This window comes from Nocardioides sp. NPDC127514 (assembly GCF_040302125.1).
Taxonomy (GTDB): Bacteria; Actinomycetota; Actinomycetes; order Propionibacteriales; family Nocardioidaceae; genus Nocardioides.
The window spans coordinates 63508-83903 of sequence record NZ_JBEORF010000027.1; the positions used below are offsets into that span (position 1 = coordinate 63508).

Consider the following 20396-nt stretch of genomic DNA (forward strand, 5'->3'; position numbering starts at 1 on the left):
ATCAATTGGAAGGCACGTACGTCGCTGTGTCCGCCGTGATCCCCCTCACACTGCCCGACATCCTGGAAGCGATGGCCGACGCGATCCCCGATCGCACGGCCGTCGTCACCTCCGACCGCACCTACTCGTACGCCGAGATCGACGAGCGTGCCACGCGCCTGGCCAACCACCTGTTGAGCGTCGGCCTCGAGCCGGGTGCCCAGGTCGCCGTCCACGCGACCAACCGGATCGAGTGGGTCGACGCCCTCTACGGGTGCCTCAAGGCCCGCACCATCCCGGTCAACATCAACCACGCCTACCGGCGCGACGAGCTCGCCAGGACGTACGCCGCCACCGACTGCGTCGCAGCCATCGTCTCCCCCGAGTTCACCGACGACCTCGACGAGCTCGACCTGAGGCTCGACCACCGCGTCGTCCTGGGTCCCGACTACGACGCCAAGGTCGCCGCGGCGTCCAAGGAGCGGCCGACGGTCGGACGTACGCCCGGCGACTGGCACATCATCTTCACCACCGGCACCACGGGCACCCCGAAGGGTGCGGTCTGGCGCCAGGAGGACCTGATCTGGGCCGCGCTGAACACCGTCCGCCGCAACGCGCCGATCCCGTCGGTCGAGGGGCTCGCCGCCGAGGCGGCCGCTCGTGACTCGGGTGTCGTCCTGCTCGCCGGCGGTCCGCTGCTGCACGGGCAGAGCCAGCTGCTGCTCCTGCGGGCACTGGTCGCGGGCGGCACCGCGGTGCTCGACACCTCTCCGACCTTCTCCGCCGAGGCCTTCCTCGACCTCGCCGAGCAGGCCGGCGCGACCGCGATCACGCTGCTGGGAGACGCCCAGGCGCGGCCGGTGGCCAACGCCCGGCTGACCGGCAAGAAGCGCTGGCCGCTGCGCTCGCTCGCCGGGGTCTCCAACACTGCGGCGCCGCTCTCCGACGGTGTCCTCGGCACCCTGCGCAACGCCTTCGCCCGCCGGGTCATCGTCGACTCCTACGGCACCCTCGAGACCGGCGTCACCGGCTCCCGCGCCGACGACGGATCCCCGCTCGTGCCCGGCGAGGCGCGGTTCATGGTGGGTCCTGAGGTGGAGGTGTTCAACCCCGACCTCACCCCGGCGGCTCCCGGCGTCGAGGGCCTGCTGGCCCGCTCCGGCCCCTCGGCTCTCGGCTACTACAAGGACAACGCCCGCTCCGCCACCGCGATCAAGCTGATCGACAACCGCCGCTGGACCTTCCCCGGCGACCTCGCCCGCCGCGAGCAGGACGGCTCGATCACCCTGCTCGGCAGAGCTGCCACGCTCGTACGCACCGGTGACCTCGAGATCCACCCCGAGACCATCGAGGGCGTGCTCCTCGCCCACGAGGACGTCGTCGACGCCGCCGTCTTCGGCATGCCCCACCCGCGCTGGGGCCAGCAGGTCGCGGCGCTGGTGCAGCTGACCCCGTCGACCGAGACGACGGCTGCCGACCTGCGCAAGCACGCCCGCGACCGGCTCGGGGAGTCGCACGAGCCCAAGCTCGTCCTGCTGGTCGAGTCGGTGCCGCGTACGCCTGCGGGGACCGTCGACTACCGCGCCGCCACCGGCCTCACCGCCGACATGCTCAGCACCGGCGGCAAGAGCCCGGAGGACGTGGCAGCCGAAAAGTAGCCGAGTCGGCGCAACTGCCCCGCCGCCGGACACCGAGTCGGCGCGAATGTCCCAAGCAGCTGGGACATTGGCGCCGACTCGGGATCGTTTAGCGGGACAGACGCGCCGAGTCGGCGCGTTACGACGAGCCGACTCGACCGGTGTTCGTGTCGGGATCCGGCGGCTCGGTCGCCTCGGGCGGGAGCTCGGGCAGGTGGTGTCCGAACGGGACCTGCTGGATCTGCCCGAGGGCAGCGAGGACGGAGGGCAGCATCGCCTTGGCGGTGCGCTTGTAGCCCATCGCGCTGGGGTGGAAGTGGTCGATCGCGAACATCTCGTCGGGGTTCGTGATGAAGAACGGCCCGACCACGTCGGAGAGTGAGACCACGTGGGCACCCTTGGCCAGCGCGGTCTCCCGCTGGCCGTCGGCCAGCTGCTTGGCGATCCTGCGCCCGAGCGAGCGCAACGGCTGGGGCAGCGGCCTGACCGCGCCCACGTCCGGGCAGGTTCCGACCACGACCTCGGCGCCACGCTCGCGCAGGGCGTCGATGACCTCCCCCAGCACCCGGGTGGAGTCCTTCTGCGGCACCCGGTGGGTGACGTCGTTGCCACCGACGATGACCACCGCCACGTCGGGCCGGTAGCCCTCCGGCAGCGACTCGAGCTGCGCGGGGACCATCGACGTCTCGGCGCCGACCACGGCCGCGGTACGCAGCCGCACCGGCCTCAGCAGAGCCTTGGCCGTGCCTTTGGCCAGCCGGGCCCCGAGGGTGCCGCCCCTGGTCTCCGCACCCAGCCCGGCGGCGATCGAGTCGCCGAGGATGAGGAGCTCGACCGGCGTACCTCCGTAGGTCTTCTTGTAGACCTTGTCGGCGTCGATCGCCTCCTCGCCGAGCGGCTTGCCGATCACGTCGCGCGCGTGCGCCGCCTGTCTCTTCAGCAACGTCACGAACCCGGCACCGGCCGCCGCACCCACCACACCGACTGCGCCGGCGACTCCAGCTGTGGCGGCGACCATGCCGAGCCACCTGGCCTCTTCACTCGTCTTCGCGCTGCTCACATTCCTTATCTGTAGCGCACGAGTGTGAACGCAAGGTTCCTTGACGCAGGTCCTACGCCTGGGAGAGCCCGGCTTCCTCGAAGGCGTCGTAGTTGGGGGCGATGGTGGCGCGGGGGCCGACGATGCCGCTGACCGCGTCGAGCGTCTTGAGACCGTGGCCGGTGTTGATGATCACCGTCTCCAGGCTCGGGTCGAGCAGACCGTTGTCGACGAGCTTCTTGGTGACCGCGAGCGTGGTGCCACCGGCGGTCTCGGTGAAGATGCCCTCGGTGCGGGCCAGGAGCACGATCGCGGCGCGGATCTCGTCGTCGGTGACCTCCTCGACAGCACCGCCGGAGGAGCGGGTGGCGTCGAGGACGTAGATGCCGTCGGCCGGGTTGCCGATGGCGAGCGACTTGGCGATCGTGTCGGGCTTGACCGGGCGGATGGCGTCGACGCCGGCCTTGAACGCGGTCGCGACCGGGTTGCAGCCGGTGGCCTGGGCGCCGAAGATCCGGTAGGGCTTCTCCTCGACCAGACCGAGCTTGATCAGCTCCTTGAAGGCCTTGTCGACCTTGGTCAGCTGGGATCCGGAGGCCACCGGGATGACGATCTGGTCGGGCAGGCGCCAGCCGAGCTGCTCGGCGATCTCGAAGCCGAGCGTCTTGGAGCCCTCGGCGTAGAAGGGACGTACGTTGACGTTCACGAACGCCCAGCCGTCCTCCTCCGCGGCGATCTCCTGCGCGAGCTTGTTGACGTCGTCGTAGTTGCCGTCGACGGCGATCAGGTTGTCGGTGAAGACGGCGGAGTTGACCTGCTTGGGCTGCTCGAGGTTGCTGGGGATGAAGACGGCGGTGGGGATCCCGGCGCGGGCGCCGGCGGCAGCGACGGCGTTCGCCAGGTTGCCGGTCGAGGGGCAGGCGAAGACCTTGGCGTCGAGCTCGCGGGCGGCGCTCAGAGCACAGGCGACCACGCGGTCCTTGAAGGAGTTGGTCGGGTTGGTCGAGTCGTCCTTCACCCAGATCTTCTCGATGCCGAGCTCACGCGCGAGGTTCTTCGCGTCCAGCAGCCGGGTGAAGCCGGGCTCGGTGTTGGGGCTCTGCTCGATGTCGTCGGGCACCGGCAGCAGGGCCTTGTAGCGCCAGATGTTGCGGGGTCCGGCCTCGATCTCCTCGCGGGTCACGGCCGGGAAGTCATAGGCCACCTCCAGTGGCCCGAAACACTCCGGACAGGCGTAATGCGGTCCGAGCTCGATCTGGTGCCCACACTCCCGGCACGACAGCGCCGAGGCGTTGCCGAAAGCACCCTCGCGCAGGCCCTTCGTCTCCGTGGTCGCAGCGCTCATGAGAAACCTCCTCCTCATCTTCCCCGATCACGTCTCTCGCGCCGGGCCGGAATTAGCACCTGCTCCACGCCCTACCCGATGGCCGGGAGGAGGCTCGTGGTCGGTTGCCGGGACTTCACTGGGCCGTTCCCTCAGTCCCTCTCGATGAGCGATACCGATCGTACGGCAGGCAACTTGCCTGAAACACACCCGGGTTCCACTCCGCGGACCAAGTGTCCACCATTTGGACACCGGCGGGGTCCTCAATCAGCGCGATCGGAGGCGGCGCAGCATCCGGGCGTCGTCGAAACCGACCGCTCGAGCGGCCGACTCCATCGTGGTGCCCGCGGCCAGCAGATGGTCGGCCCGTTCGCGACGGAGAGCCTGCTGGTAGCGGAGCGGAGTCAGACCGGTCGCCGCGACGAAGGCGCGGGTCAAGGTGCGTTCGCTCACCCCCGCACCGTCCGCCAGAGCGGAGAGCGGGAGCGGCTCGGCGAACCGGGCGTCGATGACGTCCTGCACATGGTGGACGGTGTCGTCGAGATGGTTCCGGTGGCGCAGCAGGACGCTCTCCTGCGGCTGGTCCCCGTTGCGCCGCGCGTAGACGACCATGTCGCGGGCCACGCGAGCCGCCAGCGCCGGTCCGTGGCGTACCGCGAGCAGGTGCAGGCTCAGATCGATGCCGCTGGCGATGCCTGCTGACGTCACGATCCGGTCATCGCTGGTGAAGAGCACGTCGCGCACCACCCGGGCTTTCGGGTAGCGCCGTGACAGCGCGTCCTGGAGATCGTGATGAGTGGTGCAGCGACGTCCGTCGAGGAGGCCCGCCTGCCCGAGGGCGTCGGCGCCGGCACAGACGCTGGCCACCTCACCCCCGGCCGCATGATGGGCACGCAGCCGCTCGGCGGCATCACGGCTGAGCCGGGGGCCGGCGACGAGGTCGTACGCCGCTCGCCAGCCCGGCACGACGAGCAGGTCACCGGGGTCGAGATCGGGCCATTCCGCGGTGGCCGTCAGCGCCAGACCCTGCGCGGAGAGCACCTCCCCCGGCTCGGCACCCGCGACGTACGCGAGGTCGTAGGGGTGTCCGAGGTTGCCCGCGGTGTGGAACGCCTGTGCCGGCCCGGCGAGGTCGAGCAGATGTACGCCGGGCAGCAGCACGAACACGACTGCGGTCATGCCGCAGATGCTGCCACAGCCTCCAGATCATCGATGGTCGCGATCTCGGCGAACCGGCCGCTGAGCACGAGCTTCGTACGCTCCACGACCTCCTCGGCCGAGAGCCCGCCCAGTGGCTCGGTGGTGACGGCATCGGCGACATAGGTGACCCGGTAGCCGAGGTCGGAGCCGACCCGCGCGGTGGTCTCGACGCACTGCTCGGCGCGGATCCCGCACACCACGAGCTCGGTGATCCCGCGCTCGGTCAGCACCTGCTGCAGGTTGGTCGTGGTGAAGGCGTTGTGGGCGGTCTTGCGCAGCTCGACATCGCCCGGCTCGGGGCCGCTGAGCCCGTCGAGGTAGCGAACGTGACCCGACTCCGGGTCGAAGACGCCGCCGCTGCCGGGCTCGGTGTGGACCACCCAGACCACCAGGTCGCCCGCGGCCCGCGCGAGGCTCACCAGCCGGTCGGCGCGGTCGGCGATGTCGGGGTGAAGAGTCTGCTGCCATACCTCCCGCTGCCGGAAGGACTCCTGGATGTCGATGACGAGAAGCGCTCGGTTGCTCATGTCCCCAGTGTGCGAGCTGCCCGCTCGACGCACGAGGCATCAAGCGGGCAGCATCCGGAACGATCCGGTCAGGCAGCGGCAACCGTGCTCTGGGTGGTGGCCTCTCCCTCAGCAGGCGCGAGAGCGCCGCGTACGACATCCCTGACATCGCTCACCAGGTTGATCTTCAGGGCCTGCTTCACCTCGTCGGGGACCTCGTCCAGGTCGGGCTCGTTGCGTTGGGGCACGAAGACCTCGGTCAGGCCGGCTCGCTGGGCGGCGAGCAGCTTCTGCTTGAGGCCGCCGATGGGCAGCACCCGCCCGGAGAGCGAGACCTCACCGGTCATGCCGACCTCGCTGCGCACCGGGCGACCGGTGGCGAGAGAGGTGAGGGCGGTGACCATCGTGATGCCGGCGCTCGGGCCGTCCTTGGGGACCGCACCCGCGGGCACGTGGACGTGGAGCGAGCGGTCGAGCACAGCCGGGTCGACGCCCAGCTCGGCGGCGTGCGAGCGGACGAAGGAGAGCGCGATCTGCGCGGACTCCTTCATCACCTCGCCGAGCTGACCGGTGATGTTGAGGCCGGTCTGCCCCTCGGCCGAGGACGCCTCGATGAAGAGCACATCCCCACCGAGCCCGGTCACCGCCAGTCCGGTGGCGACCCCCGGGACAGAGGTACGCTCCGCCGACTCCGGCGTGAACCGAGGCCGTCCGACCAGGTCCTTGAGGTTGTCCAGGCCGATCTCGACGTGCTCCGCACCGGTGGCCAGCCGCGTCGCCACCTTGCGCAGCGCCTTGGCGATGAGCCGCTCGAGCTGGCGTACGCCTGCCTCGCGGGTGTAGTTCGCGGCCAGCTCACGCAGCGCGTCGTCGGTGACCGTGGCCTCCTCGGAGGTCACCGCGGCGCGCTCGAGCTGCCGGGGCAGCAGGAAGTCACGGGCGATGGCGACCTTGTCGTCCTCGGTGTAGCCGTCGATCGTGACCAGCTCCATCCGGTCCAGCAGCGCCGACGGGATCTGCTCGACCACGTTGGCGGTGGCGATGAACAGGACGTCGGAGAGGTCCAGGTCGAGCTCGAGGTAGTGGTCGCGGAAGGTGTGGTTCTGCGCCGGGTCGAGCACCTCCAGCAGTGCAGCGGCGGGGTCGCCCCGATAGTCCGAGCCGACCTTGTCGACCTCGTCCAGGAGCACGACCGGGTTCATCGAGCCGGCCTCCTTGATGGCCCGCACGATCCGGCCGGGCAGAGCCCCGACATAGGTACGCCGGTGACCACGGATCTCGGCCTCGTCGCGGACACCGCCCAGCGCGACCCGGACGAACTTCCGTCCGAGCGAACGCGCGACCGACTCACCCAGCGACGTCTTGCCGACCCCTGGCGGGCCGGCGAGCAGCACCACGGCACCGGAGCCCCGGCCACCGATGACCTGCAGGCCCCGCTCGGCACGTCGAGTCCGCACCGCCAGGTACTCCACGATCCGGTCCTTGACCTCCTCGAGGCCGTGGTGGTCGGCGTCGAGCACCTCACGAGCCGCAACCACGTCGGTCGAGTCCTCGGTCCGGACCGACCACGGCAGCTCCAGCACCGTGTCCAGCCAGGTGCGGATCCAGGCGGTCTCGGGGTTCTGCTCGGAACCACGCTCGAGCTTGTCGACCTCGCGCAGCGCGGCCTCGCGTACGGCCTCGGGGAGGTCGGCGGCCTCGACGCGGGCCCGGTAGTCGTCGGACCCCTCGGGCTCGCCCTCGCCGAGCTCCTTGCGGATCGCGGCGAGCTGCTGGCGCAGCAGGAACTCCCGCTGCGTCTTCTCCATGCCCTCGCGTACGTCCTCGGCGATCTTGTCGCTGACCTCGGACTCCGCGATGTAGTCCTTGGCCCAGGTGATCACCTTCTCGAGCCGCTCCTCGACCGACGGCGTCTCCAGCAGCTCACGCTTCGCCTCGTCGTCGAGGTAGGGCGCGTAGCCGGCGGTGTCGGCGATCTCGGACGGCTCGGTGAGCCGGTTGACCTGGTCGATGACCGGCCACGCCTCGCGACGCTGGAGCACCGCGACGACCAGCCGCTTGTACTCCTCGGCCAGCTCCTTCGCGTGCTCCGTGGTCGTCTCGGCGGCGGTCTCGACCTCGACCCACAGCGCAGCACCGGGGCCGGTCACGCCGGAGCCGATCTTCGCGCGGCCGACGGCCCTCAGCACCGCCGCGGGCTCACCGCCCCGGAACCGGCCGACGCGCTCGATCGTGGCCACAGCGCCGTACGTCGCATACCGGTCCCCCAGCCGCGGCGCGACCAGCAGCCGGCTCTCCGAGCCGGCCCGGGCGGCGTCGATCGCAGCCTGCGCGGCCTCGTCGAGCTCGATGGGCACGACCATCCCCGGCAGGACCACGACATCCGAGACGAACAGCACAGGAAGCTTGTCCATTTGCGGACCCTCCTAGAAGAGTTGAGTGATACTGGCTCAACTTCTGGGAGCAACCGGATGTTCCCTCCGGTTATCGTGTTCGCTGTCAGCGGACGGCGTCGGCGGTCAGCTCACGCAGCAGCCCCAGTACGCCTTCCGGCCCCTGCACCTCGAGATCGGCGAGGTCCGCGAGCGGACCCCGGTCGGGCCCGGCGTGGGAGTAGACGAGCAGCGTCGCCGATCCGGTGGTCTTTCCCCAGGCCCTGACCGCCTCGAACGCCTCGATGTCACCCAGGTCGTCGCCGCCGAACAGGATCGCACCGGGCGAGACCTCCGAGATCAGCGCGTCGATCGCGTGACCCTTGTGCGTGCCAGGGGCACGCACCTCGATGACCTGCTTGCCGGGCTCGATCACGAGCCCGTGCTCGCCGGCCAGCTCGGTCAGCGGCGGAAGCAGGCGCGCGGCGAGGCCGTCGGGGTCGGGGAACCGGCGGGTGTGCACCCCGACGGCGAGACCCTTCTCCTCGATGTAGGCGTCCTGCGCCCCGTGAACGGCGAGCACCCCCGGCAGCGCCGCCTCGAAGGCGGCCAGGCCGTCGGGCGGCGGCGGGCCGACGACGACCCGGTCGGCACCGCTCCAGCGCTCGTTGCCGTACTGCCCGAAGACGTACAGCTCCTTGCCCGCCTCCGCGAGCGCGTCGGCGATCGCGGCCAGCCCGCCGAGCTCGACGACCTGTCCGGCCGGTCGGCCGGTGACGATGGCCAGTGCCTTCACCCGGGATGCGAGCGCGATCAGGACCGCGGCCGCGTCCGGATGGATCCGAGCCGCGGCCGGATCCTCGACGATCGGGGAGAGCGTGCCGTCGAAGTCGAGACCGACGAGGGTCTCGGCGGCAGCAGCCGCGATCGCCGCGTACTTCTGCTCTCCTGCGGTGCCATCAGGCTGGAGTTCGGCCATGCCTCAACTGTGACACGGCAACCACCTCGGAGCCGACCGCGAGGTCGCCGCCGTGCGGTAGATCACACACCCGCGACAACGGCCGGAAAGGCTCAGAGAGCCCCGGTCAGAACCACCGTCAACCGGTCGCCCTTCATTGAGCCCTCGACCGACACATGGGTGCGTTTGATGCCGAGGTCGTCCGCGAGCTGTTGACCCTCGCGCTTCATCTCGCTCGGGTAGTAGACGGTGTTCTCCGGGATGGAGCCCATCCAGTTGTCCTCGCCGACGACGTTCCACCCGACCGTGGTCGCCTTGGCCGCGACCTCACCGGCCAGGCCGGCGATGTTGGTGTTGTTGTAGACCTCGACGCTGACCTTGGCACGGTCGACGGGCGAGGGCTCGGCCTTCGCCGGCTTCTTCTCCTCCGCCTTGGCCGCCTTCGGCGAGGCCGACGCCGAAGCCGAGGGGCTGCCGCCGGCCTGGGCGATCTCCTTGCCCTCATCTTCGTCGCCACCGGTGATCCAGAAGATGATCACCGCGGCGACCACGGCCACCACGCTCAGCGCGATGACGGGTGTGGGGAGCGCAACGCCACGCTCACCCTTCGAAGGACGTACGCAGCCGGTCATTCAGACCTCGAAACCGAGCCGTCTCGCCGAGCGCTGACGCTGCCGGGCCGCGCGGAGCCGCCGCAAGCGGCGTACCAGCAGAGGGTCGGCCTCAAGCGCCTCCGGCTTGTCGATGAGAGCGTTGAGCACCTGGTAGTAACGGGTGGCGGACATGTTGAACGCCTCACGCACAGCGGCTTCCTTGGCTCCGGCGTACTTCCACCACTGACGCTCGAAGTCGAGGATCTGCTTGTCTCGCTCGCTGAGGCTCGGGGGGTCCTCGCCTGGGCCTGTGACCTGCACGTTGACAGCGCTCATTCCTCGTCCCCCGGTGTCGTCTGCATCTGACCACACCCTAACGCGCCGAACTACACCGCTGTGGTTCACCCTCCCGGCGTGTTACTCGACAGGTATTCGCATCAGAGGGCCGGAAGTCATGGGTGGAACGACTCGGCGCCGAACCTGGCGCCGGTCCATTACAGTCGGAGATGTGCAGGCTGACCTGGTAATCGTGGCCAATCGGCTCCCCGTGGATCGTGTGGAGATGCCGGACGGAACGAAGGCGTGGCGGCGCTCCCCAGGAGGCTTGGTCAGCGCCCTCGAGCCGGTCCTGCGGGCCAACGACGGCGTCTGGATCGGCTGGCCAGGCGGCACCGACGAAGACCTCGAGCCGTTCGAGGACGACGGGCTCCACCTGCTGCCGATGACGATGACCGCTCAGGACATCGAGGAGCACTACGAGGGCTTCTCCAACGGCACCCTGTGGCCGCTCTACCACGACGTCGTGGCCAAGCCGGAGTTCCACCGCGAGTGGTGGGACGGCTACCAGCGCGTCAACCAGAGGTTCGCCGAGAAGTGCGCGGACGTCGCCGCGAAGGGCGCGACCGTCTGGGTGCAGGACTACCAGCTCCAGCTGGTCCCGCAGATGCTGCGCGAGCTCCGCCCCGACCTACGCATCGGCTTCTACCTGCACATCCCGTTCCCACCGGCCGAGCTCTTCCAGCAGGTCCCCTGGCGCCGCCAGCTCCTCGAGGGCCTCCTCGGCGCCGACCTGGTCGGCTTCCAGCTGCCGCAGGCGGCCCAGAACTTCGTCCGCCTGGTGCGCCAGCGCGTGGGCCACAAGACCCATCGTGACCTGGTCTATCTCCCTGACGGGCGCACCGTGCACGCGGCCGCCTTCCCGATCTCGATCGACTTCGTGGGCTTCGACGAGATGGCCCACGACGAGGCCATCAACCAGCGTGCCAAGGAGATCCGCCAGCAGCTCGGCGACCCGAAGAAGATCCTGCTCGGTGTCGACCGGCTCGACTACACCAAGGGCATCTACGCCAGGCTGCGTGCCTACGGCGAGATGCTCCGCGACACCGAGCTCGACGTCGAGGACGCGATCTTCGTCCAGGTCGCAGTGCCCTCGCGGGAGCGCGTCGAGCAGTACCGCAAGCTGCGCGACGACATCGACCGCCTCGTCGGCCGGCTCAACGGCGATCTCGGCCGCATCGGCCGTCCCGCGATCTCCTACCTCCACACCTCGCTCCCCCGTGCGGAGATGGCCGCGCTCTACCGCGCCGCCGACATCATGGTCGTCACTCCCTACCGCGACGGCATGAACCTGGTCGCGAAGGAGTACGTCGCCTGCCGCTACGACAACGACGGCGCCCTCGTGCTCTCCGAGTTCGCCGGCGCGGCCGAGGAGCTGCGCCAGGCCTGGCTCGTGAACCCCTACGACATCAACGGGATGAAGGCCGCGCTGCTCGAGGCGTACAAGGCCGAGCCGAAGGAGCTCACCCGCCGGATGCGGGCGATGCGCAAGCAGGTCGCCTCCAAGGACGTACGTTACTGGGCCGACTCCTTCCTCGAGGAGCTCGCCGGGGTGCAGGGCAGCCACACCAAGAACGTCCTTCCGCCCAACGCCCACTAGGACCGGCCAGGTGGCTAGAGTCGTCGCGTGACCACCAACTCTGACCCGATCAGGTGGGGAATTCTCGGCACCGGCCGGATCGCCCACTCCCTCGCCACCGATCTGATGCTCGTCCCCGACGGCCGGCTCGCGGCCGTCGGCTCCCGGAGCACGGAGTCCGCGGAGACGTTCGCGAAGGAGTACGCCGCCAACGGCCCGGTCCGCGCGCACGGCTCCTATGAGGAGCTCGCCGCCGACGAGGACGTCGACGTCGTCTATGTCGCCTCCCCCCACTCCCACCACCTCGAGCACGCCACCCTCATGCTCGAGGCCGGCAAGCACGTGCTGTGCGAGAAGGCGCTGACGCTCAACGCCGCCGACTCGCAGAAGATGGTCGACCTGGCCATCTCCAAGAAGCTCTTCCTCATGGAAGCCATGTGGATGGCGACCAACCCGATCATCCGGCGGCTCGTCACCGACGTGAAGTCGGGCCGCTTCGGGGTCCCCCGACACGTACACGCCGAGCTCGGCTTCGTCGCCGACCCCGAGCAGCACCAGCGCCTCCTCGACCCCGCGCTCGGAGCCAGCGCGCTGCTCGACATGGGCATCTACCCGCTCACCTTCGCCCACCTGCTCTTCGGCGAGGCCCGCGCGCTGACCGCTCAGGCCAACATCGGCACCGGGGCCGACGGCGGCACCTTCGACCTCGACCTGGTGATGACCGGGAAGTACGCCGGCAACGAGCTCTCCACCATGGTCTCCTCGGTCACCTCCTACTCCTCGCGCTCGGCGGCCATCGCCACCGACCAGGGCCGCATCGAGCTGACCGACTTCCACCACCCGTCCTCGGCCGTCTTCAAGCCCGCCAACGGCGACGAGCCCGTCGAGATCGTCGGCGACGAGCCCGTCATCGGCGCGGCGTACGGCAACGAGATCGCCGAGGTGCAGCGCTGCCTGCGCGAGGGTCTTCTGGAGTCCCCGCTGGTGCCCCACAGCCAGACGCTCAGTCTGATGCGCCAGATGGACATGATCCGCGAGTCCATCGGCGCCCGCTACGCGAGCGAGTCCTGACGAGAAGTCACCCCCGCAGGCCGAGACGTCAGCTGCGTCGGTCGAGTTGGCACCCAGGTGCCGACTCGACCGACGCGAGTGACGTCTCGGCCGACGTACCTGACGGCTCGGCTCTCAGGCGGTGTTCGGCTTCTCGTTGAACGTGCGGTGCGGCTGCACGACCGCGAGCAGCTCGCGGGCGATCTCGGGGCCGAGGGCGCCCCAGTGGTCCTTGTAGCCGTAGACACCGGCGAGGGTGCGTGACTCGTAGTCGCCGTTCATGACCTCGATGTCGTGGGGCGTGATCAGACCGGGATGGGCGACGCCGACGGCGGCGGAGACCTTCGTCAGCTCCCTGCGCAGGGTCCTGAGGTAGCTGGCGCAGCGGTCGCCCTTGTCCAGCGGGTCGAGGCCGCCGGAGAGCCATTTGCTCTGCGTCGCGACGCCGGTCGGACAGGTGTCGTCGTGGCACTTCTGAGCCTGGATGCAGCCGATCGACATCATCGCCTCGCGGCCGACATTGACCATGTCGGCGCCGAGCGCGAAGGCGACGGCGGCGTTCTCCGGCAGACCGACCTTGGCCGAGCCGATGAAGGTGACCGAGTCGGTCAGGCCGAGCTCGGCGAAGGTGCCGTAGACCCGCGAGAACCCGATCCGGTACGGCATCGCGACCGCGTCGGAGAAGATCAACGGCGCGGCGCCGGTGCCTCCCTCGCCGCCGTCGACGGTGACGAAGTCGACGCCCCGCTCCCCCGAGCGCATTCTGGCGGCGAGCTCCCGCCAGAACTCCATCTCACCGACCGCCGACTTGATGCCGACCGGCAGCCCGGTCTCGGCGGCGATCATCTCGACGAAGTCGAGCATCGAGTCGACGTCGTGGAAGGCGGAGTGGCGAGACGGCGACACGCAGTCCTTGCCGACCTCGATGCCGCGGATCGCGGCGATCTCCGGGGTCACCTTGGCCGCCGGCAGCAGTCCACCGAGGCCGGGCTTGGCGCCCTGGGAGAGCTTGATCTCGATCGCCTTGACCGGCGCGGTGGCGACCCGCTCCTTGAGCCGATCGATCGAGAAGGTGCCGTCCGCGTTCCGGCACCCGAAGTACGCGGTGCCGATCTGCATCACCAGATCCGCACCACCTTCGAGGTGGTAGGACGAGATGCCACCCTCGCCGGTGTTGTGCATCGCGCCGGCCTTGAACGCACCCCGGTTGAGCGCCGTGATCGCCGGCCCGGACAGCGACCCGAACGACATCGCCGAGATGTTGACGACCGACTCCGGCCGGAACGCCTTCGCGCGCCCGCGCGGACCTCCGAGCACCTTCGCCGACGGGAGCCTGGCGGCCCGGTCGTGGTCATCGGGCAGGGAGTCGGCGAACGTACGGTGCTTGATGTGGATGTGGCCCTGGGTGTGCTCGATGTCGTTGTCGGTGCCGAAGCCGAAGTAGTTGTTCTGCTCCTTGGCCGAGGCGTAGACCCAGCGCCGCTGGTCACGGCTGAAGGGCCTCTCCTCGTCGTTGCCGGTCACGATGTACTGCCGCAGCTCCGGCCCGATCTTCTCCATCAGGTAACGCGCGTGCCCGATCACCGGGAAGTTCCGCAGGATCGCGTGCTTGCGCTGGGTCAGGTCGCGCGCGGCGACCACGCCGGCGGCAACTGCCACTCCCCCGAGGAGGGTCGTCATCTTCATGTACGTCTTCCTACCGGGCGGTCTCCTCGTTGTAAAAGTCCGCGACCGTGTCGCCGGGCGTCACTCAGGCGAACTCGGGAACGACCTTCGACTCGAAGAGCTCGATCGAAGAGCGGTCGTAGGCGGCGTCTCCGAAGTAGGTGATGGCGTACGTCATCCCCAGCTCCTCCATCGACTTCAGCTTCTCCACGATCTGCTCGGGCGTGCCGGCCAGCCCCTGGACGCCACTGCGGCGGGCATGCTCCGCGCCGGCGGCCTCTCCGAGCGACTTGGCGAGGTGGTCGGCGTACCAGTCGATCTTGTCCTGGACGTCCTTCTCGGTCTCGCCGATGAAGACGTTGTAGTTGGACGAGCGGGTGATCTCCGAGAAGTCGCGGCCGAGGTTCTCGCAGTGCCCCGCGAGGATGTCGGACTTGGACTTGAACGTCTCCGGGTCGCCGGCGAAGTTGGTGTAGTCGGCGTACTGGGCCGCGATCTTGAGGGTCACCTTCTCGCCGCCGCCGGCGATCCACAGCGGAATGCCGGATCGGCCCTGCTGCAGCGGCAGCGGCTGACAGATGGCGCCGTCGACCTGGTAGTACTTCCCGTCCAGCGACGAGATGCCCTTGGTCCAGGCCTGCTGGAAGATCTGAACGCCCTCGCGGAGCATCCCGAGACGGTCGCGCGCCTCGGGGAAGCCGTAGCCGTAGGCCCGCCACTCGTGCTCGTACCAGCCCGCGCCGATGCCCATCTCGACCCGGCCGCCACTGATGTGGTCGGTGGTCGCAGCGACCTTCGCCAGGTAGGCCGGGTTTCGGTAGGACATGCACGAGCACATCTGCCCGAGGCGCACCCGTGACGTCACCGCGCCCAGACCCGCCATCAGCGACCAGGCCTCGTGGGTCGCCTGGTCGGACGGCTCCGGGGTGGTGTGGAAGTGGTCGTAGACCCAGACCGACTCCCACGCCTCGCCCGAGTCGGCGTGCAGCGCGAGTTCCTTCATCGTCGTCCACTGGTCCGCCGGGTCGATGCCGACGAGGTCAAAGCGCCATCCCTGCGGGATGAAGAGTCCGAACTTCATGCATCCAACCTATCCAGCGCCGGTGTGGGTGGCGAACGATATGTTGAGCGACTATGAGCGCACTCGCCGGACTCGTGGACAAGGGCCTGATGGCTGCCGACTGGGCCGAGGCGCTGGCGCCGGCCGAGCCGCAGATCGAGCAGATGGGCCGCTTCCTGCGCGACGAGCTGGCGGCCAGGCGTCCCTACCTTCCCGACGGCGACCGGATCTTCAACGCCTTCCGGCGCCCGCTGCGAGACGTACGCGTCCTGATCGTCGGCCAGGACCCCTACCCGACCATCGGGCACCCGATCGGGCTCAGCTTCGCGGTCGAGAAGGACGTACGTCCGCTGCCGGCGTCGCTGCGGAACATCTATGCCGAGCTGGCCACCGACCTCGACCTGAAGATGCCCGAGCACGGCGACCTGTCGGCCTGGGCCGACCGTGGGGTGATGCTGCTCAACACCTCGCTGACGGTGCGGCCGGGTGCTCCCGCCTCCCACTCGAAGAAGGGCTGGGAGGAGGTCACCGGGCGGGCGATCGACGTCCTCGGCCGACGCGGCGGACCGCTGGTCGCGATCCTGTGGGGCCGGCACGCGCAGAATCTCGAGCCACAGCTCAACGGGGTGCCCGCGATCAAGTCCGTCCACCCCTCGCCGCTCTCCGCGCGCCGGGGGTTCTTCGGGTCCCGGCCGTTCTCCCGCGCCAACGCCCTCCTGGTCGAGCAGGGCGGTTCCCCGGTCGACTGGTCCCTTCCCGATTAGGCTCTGCCTGATGAGGGTCGCCCCATCGGCACATCGGCGCGGTGAACGGGGGTCACGTGGGCGAGAACACGACCGGACCGACGCTGTCGGTGTCACGGCGGCTCAAGATCGGCGGGACCATCGTCGTCGTCCTGATAGCGGTCTGGGCCGCCGTGCTCGGCGGACGGACCCTCCTGGAACGGGCCGGTCCCCCGGAGTACCCCGCGACCGACGTACGCGACTGGGCGACCTTCGCCGACCACCTCGTCCTCGGCACCGCCGGCCCTGACGACGCGGACCGGCTCGAGGTCACGACCATCCTGTGGAGCCGGCAGGGAGCCCACCCGATCGGCCGCGGGATCAACCTCGACGCCGACATGACCGAGGGCGAAGCGTACGCAGTGCCGGTGGCCTGGCTCGAGGACGGCGGTGGACGCTGGGTGGCGCTGGCGGCCGAGGCGGTCCTGCCCCTCGACGGCGGGCGGATCACCGGGGGTGGCCAGACCTGGGCGGCCGACCACGCCGGGGAGTCGCCCCGGGGCCTCGCCACCGAGCTCTACGAGACCGGTCCGCACCCGGCCGCCGTCCCCTACCTCTATGAGAGTCTCGAGCAAAGACTCGCCGCTGTGGAGCGGTAGGTAAGATTTCAAGCGTGAGCCAGGACTCCCCCACGCGGCCCCAGCGCGCCAACTGGCTTCGGGCCGGCATTTGGTCGCTCGGTTTCGTCGCCCTGCTCTGGGTGCTCGAGGCCACCGACTACATCAGCGGACACCAGCTCGACACGCTGGGCATCCAGCCGCGCACCGATGCCGGCCTGCTCGGCATCGTGTTCGCTCCGGTGCTCCACTTCGGCTGGGCCCACCTCTACGGCAACACCCTGTTCGCACTCGTCCTCGGCTTCCTGGTGCTCGCCTCGGGCGTCGGCCGCGGGATCGTGGCGACACTCATCATCTGGGTGGTCGGAGGCGTCGGCGTCTGGCTGATGTCGCCCCCGGGCAGCATCACCGCCGGCACCTCGATGCTGATCTTCGGCTGGCTCGTCTACCTGATCCTGCGTGGCCTGTTCAGTCACCGCGTCGGCCAGATCGTCATCGGCGTACTCATCTTCCTGGCCTGGGGCAGCCTGCTCCTGGGCGTACTCCCGGGGCAGACCGGCGTCTCCTGGCAGGGTCACCTCTTCGGCGCGATCGGTGGCGCGCTGGCGGCCTGGCTGCTCAACGACCCGCCCCAGAAGCAGGCCCAGAAGAAGCCCGCCTGAACCAGCTGATGGAGACTGGCTTCATGCAGATCCTCTCCATCCAGTCGCACGTGGCCTTCGGCTACGTCGGCAACTCGGCGGCAGTCTTCCCGATCCAGCGCCTCGGTCATGAGGTCTGGCCCGTGCTCACGGTCAACTTCTCCAACCACACCGGCTACGGCGAGTGGCGTGGACCGGTCGTGGCCGCCGACCAGGTCGCCGAGGTCATCGAGGGGATCTCCGAGCGCGACGGTCTCTCCACCGTCTCCGCCGTGCTGTCCGGCTACCAGGGCGACCCGGCTGTCGGCGCGATCATCCTGGATTCCGTACGCCGCGTGAAGGCGCTCAACCCGCGCGCCCTCTACTGCTGCGACCCGGTGATGGGCGACGTCGGGCGCGGGATGTTCGTCCGTGAGGGCATCCCGGAGTTCATGCGCGACGAGGTCGTGCCCGCCGCCGACGTGATCACGCCCAACCACTTCGAGCTCAACTTCCTCGCCGGCCTCGAGTCGACCGACACGCTGCAGGAGGTGCTCGCCGCCGTCGACATCGTCCGCGAGTCCGGCCCGTCCAACGTGCTGGTGACCTCGGTGATCACCAAGGACCCGACCCATCTCGACCTGGTCGCCGTCTCCGACGAGGGCGCCTGGTCGGTCACCACTCCCCTGCTCCCGATCTCCCCCAACGGCGGCGGCGACGTCACTGCGGCGGTCTACCTCTCCCACCTGCTCTCGACCGGCTCGACGCCGGCCGCCCTCGGCCGCACCGCGAACACCCTCTTCGCGATCCTCGACCGGACGTTGAAGTCGGGCCGTCGCGAGCTCGAGCTCGTCGCCTCCCAGGACGACATCGCCAACCCGCCGACGACGTACGAGGTCACTCAGCTCCGCTGATCAGTAGGACTTGCCGTCGGCGTACCGCTGTCGCCGCCAGGCCCTGCCACTTCCCCGGTTCTTGGCCTTGTACGTCGGCAGCTGGCTGTCGCAGTTCGGGCAGAGGAGCCGAAGGTTCTCACGTCGGTTGTTCGACGCGTCCCCGTCGATGTGGTCCAGCACGAAGGCGAGTTCCAAGCCATTCCACTCGGCGGGGATGGCACAGATCGCGCACAGGCCCTCCTGCTGCTCGAGGACATAGTCACGGATGTAGTGGCGACGCTTGCTCAGGGCCTTGCCGATCCCGGTCGCCAGCCACTCCTCGACCATGCGCTTCTGCTTGACCTGCATCTGGCAGGCGTTGCTGCAGTAGATCTTCTGGTGGCGCTGGGTAAGTTCTCGCCCGCACCCCAAGCATCGGCTCATGGCAATGACTGTATGGCCGACCACCGACATTTCGTGGAGCCGGTGACAGGAGTCGAACCCGCGACATTTCGCTTACAAGGCGAACGCTCTACCAACTGAGCTACACCGGCATGCCGTACGCATCCGCAACGGCGGGACAATCGTAGCCAGTCATTGGCCCGAGTGCGCATCCGGCGTGCCGTCCTGACCGTGACGCGCGCCGAGGCATCCCCTTGAAAACACGTGCAGGGAGACCTACGAGTCCGGGCGCGAGCGGGGTCTAGGGGCTCGCGTCACTCGTCCCCGGCGGGGCGTCCAGCGGGATGTACTCGTGGGCGGTCAGGGCGCCGTTGGTCTCCAGCTCGACGGACTGGAGACCAACGGGGAGCCCGTCGGCGTAGGTGATCAGGGTGACCTCGGCGGTGCGGCGGATCTTCCCCATCGCGAAGGCGTACGCCGCGCCGCCCGTGGTGCCGTTGGTGTAGGTCCAGCCGATCTCGCCGTTCTCACCGGTCACCTCGCTCGGCCCCAGGTGGACGTGGCGGTGGCCGCCGACGACGAGGGTCGCGCAGCCCCGTCGTAGCGTCTCGCGTCCAAGGGAGGGGTCGTGGACGAGGAGGGTCGCGACGGGCTTGCCGTCCTCCATCGAGGCACAGGCGATGTCGGCCAGCTTCTCGCCGGCCTCCTCGAGGGTGACGCCCTTCTCGTCGATCCAGTTGCCGAGGCCGCTGGTGCGCGGGTCGGGGACGCCCAGGAGCGTCGAGCCACCGGGCCCGTCGACGACCTCGCCGTCGAGCATGGTCCAGCCCCGGTCGGCGAGATAGTCACCGACCGTCGGGCCGTAGTCGTGGTTGCCGGTGACCGCCCATTTGTCCAGGCCGTCGCTGGCGTCGGTGAGCGAGTCGAGGGAGAAGGTCTCCCAGTCGGATCCGGTCGAGGTGTCGTCGCCGGCGTCGAGGATGCCGGTCGCGCCGCCCTCGTCGGCGATCGCGCGGACCACGGAGTCCATGCCGACGTTGTCGTGGCGGTCGGAGACGAGGACCGACACGGTCTCGTCCTCGCCCGGCTCGCGCAGCGCCAGGTCCGGGACCTTCTCCACGACCTTCTCGTAGAAGGTCCGGCTGGAGTTGTAGGTGTCGACGGCGCTGGCCACGAGCCGGCGGGTCTGGTTGGCGTAGGCGTCGCCGCGGACCTCCACCTCGGCCAGCTCCTCGGGCACGGGGATCGCCGCGCCGAGGAAGTCGGCCAGCGGGGTCCATTCGCCGGCGACCGGTCCGGCCTCCTTGTCCGCGGCGGGCGCTCCTGCCTCGCCCCAGGGCTGCCAGACCGCGGCCGCGATCACCGCCACTGCGACCACGCCGATGCCCGCGGTGGTGAGACCGCGCCGGGTGCGGGCCGACTCCTTGATGCGTCTGCGCAGGTCGGCGCGGCGCTGGGAGCCGGGCAGCCACCACAGCACGACTCCCCCGGCGACGATCGCCAAGGAGACCGCGGCGCCGCGGACCACGGCCGCGACGAGCATCGACTCGACCTGCTCCACCACGACCGCGCGCTGGCCGGCGGGGGCCGACCCGAGGACCGCGTAGCGCTCGAAGAGCTCGTCCATCGACCGCAGCTCGGTCTTCCCGAGGGTGACGTCGACGCCGACCGGGCCGCCGACGTCCAGACGTACGTCAGGCAGCACCGGTCCGGTGTGGATGACCGCCTTCCCCGACAACGTCGGGCGCAGGACCGAGTCGTGGCCGGCCAGGACCACCTGGCGTTCGCTGGACAGGAAGAGCCACGCGCTCAGCGCCACGGCCAGCACGAGCCACAGCACTCCGAGCCCCGCCCAGACGGCG

General features: G+C 69.6%; 19 protein-coding genes, 1 tRNA gene and 1 riboswitch. Of the genes, 7 read left to right on the forward strand and 13 right to left on the reverse strand.

Annotation, left to right across the window (positions count from 1 at the left end):
• Positions 1-35: 35 nt before the first annotated feature.
• Positions 36-1637, forward strand: a complete 1602-nt coding sequence (locus ABTX24_RS21055; protein WP_350842332.1) for an AMP-binding protein — start codon at positions 36-38, stop codon at positions 1635-1637.
• Between the two features lie 118 nt (positions 1638-1755).
• Here the strand turns inward: ABTX24_RS21055 and ABTX24_RS21060 are convergent, their stop codons facing one another.
• The 8 genes from ABTX24_RS21060 to ABTX24_RS21095 all read right to left on the reverse strand — a co-directional run bounded on the left by ABTX24_RS21060 (position 1756) and on the right by ABTX24_RS21095 (position 9944).
• Positions 1756-2676: an SGNH/GDSL hydrolase family protein gene (locus ABTX24_RS21060; RefSeq protein ID WP_350842334.1), complete on the reverse strand. Its 921-nt coding sequence runs from the start codon at positions 2674-2676 to the stop codon at positions 1756-1758.
• A 52-nt stretch (positions 2677-2728) separates the two neighbouring features.
• On the reverse strand, positions 2729-4000 hold the full coding sequence (gene thrC / locus ABTX24_RS21065; protein WP_160026856.1) for a threonine synthase: 1272 nt from the start codon (positions 3998-4000) through the stop codon (positions 2729-2731).
• A gap of 11 nt (positions 4001-4011) precedes the next feature.
• Positions 4012-4151, reverse strand: a riboswitch (SAM riboswitch).
• Positions 4152-4246: 95 nt separating this feature from the next.
• Positions 4247-5158: a GlxA family transcriptional regulator gene (locus ABTX24_RS21070; RefSeq protein ID WP_350842336.1), complete on the reverse strand. Its 912-nt coding sequence runs from the start codon at positions 5156-5158 to the stop codon at positions 4247-4249.
• Positions 5155-5706, reverse strand: coding sequence for an isochorismatase family protein (locus ABTX24_RS21075; protein WP_350842338.1), 552 nt, complete (start codon positions 5704-5706; stop codon positions 5155-5157). The genes ABTX24_RS21070 and ABTX24_RS21075 overlap by 4 nt, the downstream gene beginning before the upstream one ends.
• Before the next feature lie 68 nt (positions 5707-5774).
• The gene (gene lon / locus ABTX24_RS21080; protein WP_350842340.1) at positions 5775-8099 is read right to left on the reverse strand and encodes an endopeptidase La; all 2325 of its coding nucleotides are present in this window, start codon (positions 8097-8099) and stop codon (positions 5775-5777) included.
• A gap of 85 nt (positions 8100-8184) precedes the next feature.
• Positions 8185-9036 carry a trehalose-phosphatase gene (otsB, locus tag ABTX24_RS21085; protein ID WP_350842342.1) on the reverse strand — a complete coding sequence of 284 codons (852 nt, stop codon included), beginning with the start codon at positions 9034-9036 and terminating at the stop codon, positions 8185-8187.
• A gap of 92 nt (positions 9037-9128) precedes the next feature.
• Positions 9129-9647 (reverse strand): LytR C-terminal domain-containing protein, encoded by a 519-nt coding sequence (locus ABTX24_RS21090; protein WP_350842344.1) that lies wholly within the window; start codon positions 9645-9647, stop codon positions 9129-9131.
• Positions 9648-9944, reverse strand: coding sequence for a DUF3263 domain-containing protein (locus ABTX24_RS21095; protein WP_350842346.1), 297 nt, complete (start codon positions 9942-9944; stop codon positions 9648-9650).
• A 118-nt stretch (positions 9945-10062) separates the two neighbouring features.
• On the opposite strand from ABTX24_RS21095, the gene ABTX24_RS21100 reads away from it, so the two are divergent.
• Both ABTX24_RS21100 and ABTX24_RS21105 read left to right on the forward strand, forming a co-directional pair.
• Entirely contained in the window at positions 10063-11544 is a 1482-nt protein-coding gene (locus ABTX24_RS21100) for an alpha,alpha-trehalose-phosphate synthase (UDP-forming) (RefSeq protein WP_160026837.1), read from the forward strand.
• 27 nt (positions 11545-11571) lie between these two features.
• Positions 11572-12594, forward strand: coding sequence for a Gfo/Idh/MocA family protein (locus ABTX24_RS21105; protein WP_350842348.1), 1023 nt, complete (start codon positions 11572-11574; stop codon positions 12592-12594).
• A gap of 114 nt (positions 12595-12708) precedes the next feature.
• On the opposite strand, the gene ABTX24_RS21110 is transcribed toward ABTX24_RS21105, so the two are convergent.
• A complete protein-coding gene (locus ABTX24_RS21110; RefSeq protein WP_350842350.1) occupies positions 12709-14259 on the reverse strand; it encodes an FMN-binding glutamate synthase family protein in 1551 nt (516 codons plus the stop codon).
• Between the two features lie 64 nt (positions 14260-14323).
• Positions 14324-15319 carry an LLM class F420-dependent oxidoreductase gene (locus ABTX24_RS21115; RefSeq protein WP_350842352.1) on the reverse strand — a complete coding sequence of 332 codons (996 nt, stop codon included), beginning with the start codon at positions 15317-15319 and terminating at the stop codon, positions 14324-14326.
• Between the two features lie 53 nt (positions 15320-15372).
• Between ABTX24_RS21115 and ABTX24_RS21120 the strand changes: the two genes are divergently transcribed.
• The 4 genes from ABTX24_RS21120 to pdxY are packed head-to-tail and all read left to right on the forward strand — an operon-like array spanning position 15373 to position 18171.
• Entirely contained in the window at positions 15373-16062 is a 690-nt protein-coding gene (locus tag ABTX24_RS21120) for a uracil-DNA glycosylase (RefSeq protein WP_350842354.1), read from the forward strand.
• Between the two features lie 56 nt (positions 16063-16118).
• The gene (locus ABTX24_RS21125) at positions 16119-16679 is read left to right on the forward strand and encodes a hypothetical protein (protein WP_350842356.1); all 561 of its coding nucleotides are present in this window, start codon (positions 16119-16121) and stop codon (positions 16677-16679) included.
• Between the two features lie 14 nt (positions 16680-16693).
• Positions 16694-17299, forward strand: a complete 606-nt coding sequence (locus ABTX24_RS21130) for a rhomboid family intramembrane serine protease (protein WP_160026831.1) — start codon at positions 16694-16696, stop codon at positions 17297-17299.
• Positions 17300-17322: 23 nt separating this feature from the next.
• Positions 17323-18171 carry a pyridoxal kinase PdxY gene (gene pdxY, locus ABTX24_RS21135; protein WP_008360814.1) on the forward strand — a complete coding sequence of 283 codons (849 nt, stop codon included), beginning with the start codon at positions 17323-17325 and terminating at the stop codon, positions 18169-18171.
• Here the strand turns inward: pdxY and ABTX24_RS21140 are convergent, their stop codons facing one another.
• The 3 genes from ABTX24_RS21140 to ABTX24_RS21150 form a co-directional block, all read right to left on the reverse strand.
• Complete coding sequence (locus ABTX24_RS21140) at positions 18172-18576, reverse strand: HNH endonuclease (RefSeq protein WP_160026830.1); 405 nt, start codon at positions 18574-18576, stop codon at positions 18172-18174.
• Between the two features lie 34 nt (positions 18577-18610).
• A tRNA-Thr gene (locus ABTX24_RS21145) sits at positions 18611-18686 on the reverse strand.
• Positions 18687-18835: 149 nt separating this feature from the next.
• On the reverse strand, positions 18836-20374 hold the full coding sequence (locus ABTX24_RS21150; RefSeq protein ID WP_160026829.1) for a metallophosphoesterase: 1539 nt from the start codon (positions 20372-20374) through the stop codon (positions 18836-18838).
• Positions 20375-20396: the final 22 nt, after the last annotated feature.

Excerpts from the sequence above, each read along its gene's own strand:
- thrC (WP_160026856.1), bottom strand. The coding sequence starts at position 4,000 with ATGAGCGCTGCGACCACGGAGACGAAGGGCCTGCGCGAGGGTGCTTTC.
- ABTX24_RS21070 (WP_350842336.1), bottom strand. The coding sequence starts at position 5,158 with ATGACCGCAGTCGTGTTCGTGCTGCTGCCCGGCGTACATCTGCTCGAC.
- ABTX24_RS21075 (WP_350842338.1), bottom strand. The coding sequence starts at position 5,706 with ATGAGCAACCGAGCGCTTCTCGTCATCGACATCCAGGAGTCCTTCCGG.
- lon (WP_350842340.1), bottom strand. The coding sequence starts at position 8,099 with ATGGACAAGCTTCCTGTGCTGTTCGTCTCGGATGTCGTGGTCCTGCCG.
- otsB (WP_350842342.1), bottom strand. The coding sequence starts at position 9,036 with ATGGCCGAACTCCAGCCTGATGGCACCGCAGGAGAGCAGAAGTACGCG.
- ABTX24_RS21090 (WP_350842344.1), bottom strand. The coding sequence starts at position 9,647 with ATGACCGGCTGCGTACGTCCTTCGAAGGGTGAGCGTGGCGTTGCGCTC.
- ABTX24_RS21095 (WP_350842346.1), bottom strand. The coding sequence starts at position 9,944 with ATGAGCGCTGTCAACGTGCAGGTCACAGGCCCAGGCGAGGACCCCCCG.
- ABTX24_RS21100 (WP_160026837.1), top strand. The coding sequence starts at position 10,063 with ATGGGTGGAACGACTCGGCGCCGAACCTGGCGCCGGTCCATTACAGTC.
- ABTX24_RS21110 (WP_350842350.1), bottom strand. The coding sequence starts at position 14,259 with ATGAAGATGACGACCCTCCTCGGGGGAGTGGCAGTTGCCGCCGGCGTG.
- ABTX24_RS21115 (WP_350842352.1), bottom strand. The coding sequence starts at position 15,319 with ATGAAGTTCGGACTCTTCATCCCGCAGGGATGGCGCTTTGACCTCGTC.
- ABTX24_RS21120 (WP_350842354.1), top strand. The coding sequence starts at position 15,373 with ATGAGCGCACTCGCCGGACTCGTGGACAAGGGCCTGATGGCTGCCGAC.
- pdxY (WP_008360814.1), top strand. The coding sequence starts at position 17,323 with ATGCAGATCCTCTCCATCCAGTCGCACGTGGCCTTCGGCTACGTCGGC.
- ABTX24_RS21140 (WP_160026830.1), bottom strand. The coding sequence starts at position 18,576 with ATGAGCCGATGCTTGGGGTGCGGGCGAGAACTTACCCAGCGCCACCAG.